Consider the following 3,738-nt stretch of genomic DNA (forward strand, 5'->3'; position numbering starts at 1 on the left):
AACAAGATGCAGAAGGAGTTGTGCGCGGTGAAAAAGTCTGAGGTGCTGTACTTTGAGGTTGAGATGGCGTTGGTTTGGGTTTATTTTGTAGGGTTGGACTTGGGGATTTAGCAGCAACAGGTTCCACTTTAAGTTGTTGCCGTTGGTCTTGAAACGCTAATCTGCTTTTCAGTTCGGCAGATTCATCCAAAACTGGTTCACCTTTTGGAGATGTAGTAGGGGTTTGGACTACTTGTTTGACAGGAGGTTTCGGTTGGAGAAATCCAAACCAGATCAGTGCTACAGAGCCAATAACGATTCCCACTAAGGCAACTACTGAACCTAGTCGAACACTAGGTTTTTCTGCTAACGATCGCTCTACTGCTCCTTCTGCATCTTGTTTCAAGCGATATTCTTCGGAAATGAGGTGACTTGCGCTAGGGTTATAACCTGCCAACAACTGCTCCTCTTCAGGGCTGATATTATCATCAGCAACCAAAGTGGCTTGGTTAGAGCGATGATTGCCGTTAGTACTGTTGAATTCCGGCGAAGAATCACCAGAGTTTTCATTTAGGTAGTCAAATTCATGGTTTTGATTTGAATTGCTCATAATTCTACCTTTTTCCTTTAGCGTCGTTGCTGAGAATTGAACTCAACCATCTTGGTAATTTGCAGTCCAGACGATCGCACTTCATAAATTTTCTGTTCTACCAGGGGGGCATCTTTACCTAAAGGAGATCGGGGAATCTCCACTGCTTGGACGGTAAAGGTGCGGTTAAAAGAAATCCGCTCATCTCTACCAGTAGTGCGGTCAACTAAGATACGGGTAGCAATCATGTCTATTTCCCATTCCCCAGGTCGTACTGCTCTCGGTTCTGACAAATAGGAAATAATAGTGGTGCTACGCAGCTGACCTGAAAAGAAGCTAGTAGGAACTAATTCGGCGATCTTCGGTAGAGAAGCTTTGGCAAATTCCGGTTCTAGCAGCAGGGAAGCAAACCAAGTATTTGTGGGAATCCGCCCATTTCTACCAACTTGAATGCCTTGGTCTGGTTGATTAGTGCCAGTGAGTTTGTCATCCCAGTTAAATGTTAGAGTTGTCCAGTCACTAACTACCTTTTGAATTACAGCTGGATAGCGCCAGTTGCGGTCTTGCTCGGAAATGTAGATTGTCTCGCCATTTACCAACTGGGCAAAGGTCGTCTTGCGATCGGCAATTTTATTGACCCTGAAAGCGGTGAATAGAGTCAACAAAAATATCAGACCGTTAAATGCAGTTAGGCAGATAAAGCAAACAGCTAGGAGGTTTTTGGCTTCTGGAAGTAATGGAGCTTGAAGTCGTTTAATTTGCAGAGTCATACCAAATTGGCATAAGTAGTATTGTTTGAAAATCCTGGAACAGCCTTGTGTTAAAGGTTTTTAATTCGTCTTGGAAAGTTCTGATGCCTGTCTTGAAAATAGGGACTGGGGATTGGGGATTGGGGATTGGGGACTGGGGATGAGGGTAAGTTAATTTTCATGCCCTCGTTGTGTGATTCATCACATGACCATCTAGCTTGAAAATAGGGAATAGGGAATAGGGGAATAAGGATTTTCATCCATTGATTGTGGGATTTTCCCGTGATTGACTGTCTTGAAAAGTGACGCTCCTCCGTCACTCTAAGCGTACCCCTGCGGAGAAACAAGCTACGCGTAGCGTCTCTAAGAGTTGCTATGCCGCAGGCTTTACGCTGAGCTAACGGAGAGGCGGAAGTCGGCGCACCCTGCGGGATCTTGCTACAGACTTAGACTTTCCGCAAAATCCAAAATTGGTAAGTAGTAAGACAAAATTAATTACACAAATTTCGACCTGAAACCCTTATGTAGCCTAAAACCTAATGTGTAAATATTTCTGTCCGATTACTTATTACCCCCTACGGAGTAGAGCAATACTGGTTGCAGTTCCAATAGCACTGCTAAAAATATCGATTAAGCCTTTGACATTGGCAGAAATGCCGTTATAGATTGCCATTCCCCCACCTCCAGCTATCAATACCGCCAAAACTGGTGCAAAGATGCTCAGGAAACATAAAAATGCTACATCAGATGCTAATTCAGCACCCGACTTCACCAGCACGACGGCTGCTAGACCTACTAAAATGTTGTAACCAAGTTGAACACCAAACAAGGAAATAAACCCTGTCAGCCACGCCCAAATAGGACGACCTTGTAATGGCAGTAAAGATAAACCAACTGCGATCGGTGCAAATAATGCCGTCAGCAACAGAGCAGCTTCCAAGATGTTTACAAAGCCCCATTGCAGGGCATACAGGATAAAGCGAATAATGGGGATGGCAGTATCTCGAAACACACTACCTGGATCATTGGCAAACTGAACAGCAGTACCAATTTGACCAGGCAAAGTTCTATTCCAGAGAAAACTACCAAAATCTCGTAGTGGTTGGAGTGGAGATTTAGCTTGCTCTTCAGCTTTGGTAACAATTGCCTGTGCCTGGGCTTGCTTTGAGTTCCAGCACTCAACTAACTCTGTACCGACTTTTCCTTGACATTCGCTATAGAGGTTTTCTAGCTGTTGTCTAGCGATACTGCTAATTGCCACATTGGTAATAGCATCTCGAAATGTTAGTTCACCAACTTGAAGCTGAAGAACGCTTTGCACTTGGTTGTAAGCGAAGCCTCGGATAACAGTAATTGTCTTCGCCAGCATATTACCGTTGGCCCCCAAGAAAATCATAATCACGATGGGCCAAACAAAGATTGATGCCAGTTCTGACCATGATTGCTTTTCAATGATTTCTTTGCCAGTGGTCAGCGCCACAAATAAGATGCTGGCGGCTCCCAAGGTGATGCCCAATTTAATCAAGCCAATCCATAATGCTGAACCGAGCGGATCTAAAGTAACTAGCCAGACGGTATTCCACGACTCAACTGTGGCGCGAGAAAGTTCTAAAGAACTGGAGATAATTTCTAGGGCATCGGATTCTCCGCCTGTTACTGGAAATGATTGAGCAATAATGTGGATCATGAGTGTCGAAAGCGTTAGCGATCGCAGCTAAAATTGACAGGACTTACGGATAAGGAATAAGTTTGCGGATCGTCCCATTGGCGCAGCCTCTCGTAGAGAAGGGAAGATACGAGGAAGTGAAAGGTTTTACGTAAGTTGTAATTGATTTACAATGTCTAATTAATTACTTAGAGCTAGTACAGCACGGCATAAATAGACCAACCATATCCCTACTCTTAAAACTTGCTACAAAATAGCTAAAAAGGTTGATTAATTAGCTTTTTGACTTTGGACTTCACGGCGGTACTAGCTCTAATATTCCAATTGCTAGCTACTGCTTGTCAGAACCAAGGGTAATGCCACCAGGCATGATCAATAACCCCGCCTGTCGAGTGGCAGCATTACCGGCGGCAACACTCTTACGCCGATCGGCAGTATTGATGGCTGAAAGTTCCTTGGCTGTTTGAGCGGTTAAGGTGTTACTCAATGCCCTGTCAATGCGTGCTTGCTGGGCTTCAATAAGCATTCGCTCGTTGACGCGACTGCTAAGGGCAGTCTGTTGGGATAGGTTTTGCAAAATCTGTTGGGTGACATCTAAACTTTGGGACTCCTCACCCAAGCTGACGCTTTCTTGAGTATCTTGTTGAGTAGCTTGCTTAATTTGAGCCATTTGACTTTGGGCTGCTTGGCTCAAAGTAGCCTGATTAGCAATCTCTGTGGCAACTGTTCTAGTAGCGTATTTACCAAGGTCTTCA

The 3,738-nt window shown here is 44.4% G+C and carries 2 protein-coding genes and 2 pseudogenes; all 4 read right to left on the reverse strand.

The genetic code is table 11. The features are described 5' to 3' along the window. Nucleotides 1–589: pseudogene (locus LC574_RS30740) on the reverse strand (hypothetical protein); the annotation flags it as partial. Between the two features lie 17 nt (nt 590–606). Further along, a complete protein-coding gene (locus LC574_RS30745) occupies nt 607–1,338 on the reverse strand; it encodes a hypothetical protein (RefSeq protein ID WP_229457378.1) in 732 nt (243 codons plus the stop codon). Nucleotides 1,339–1,885: 547 nt separating this feature from the next. After that, complete coding sequence (locus tag LC574_RS30750; protein ID WP_179075923.1) at nt 1,886–3,004, reverse strand: hypothetical protein; 1,119 nt, start codon at nt 3,002–3,004, stop codon at nt 1,886–1,888. 310 nt (nt 3,005–3,314) lie between these two features. Continuing rightward, nucleotides 3,315–3,738, reverse strand: a pseudogene (locus tag LC574_RS30755) (hypothetical protein); the annotation flags it as partial.

This window comes from Nostoc sp. CHAB 5715 (assembly GCF_020829685.1).
In the GTDB taxonomy this organism is placed as follows: domain Bacteria; phylum Cyanobacteriota; class Cyanobacteriia; order Cyanobacteriales; family Nostocaceae; genus Nostoc.

Coding starts and splice junctions, on each gene's coding strand:
- LC574_RS30745 (WP_229457378.1), bottom strand. CDS start 1,338: ATGACTCTGCAAATTAAACGACTTCAAGCTCCATTACTTCCAGAAGCC.
- LC574_RS30750 (WP_179075923.1), bottom strand. CDS start 3,004: ATGATCCACATTATTGCTCAATCATTTCCAGTAACAGGCGGAGAATCC.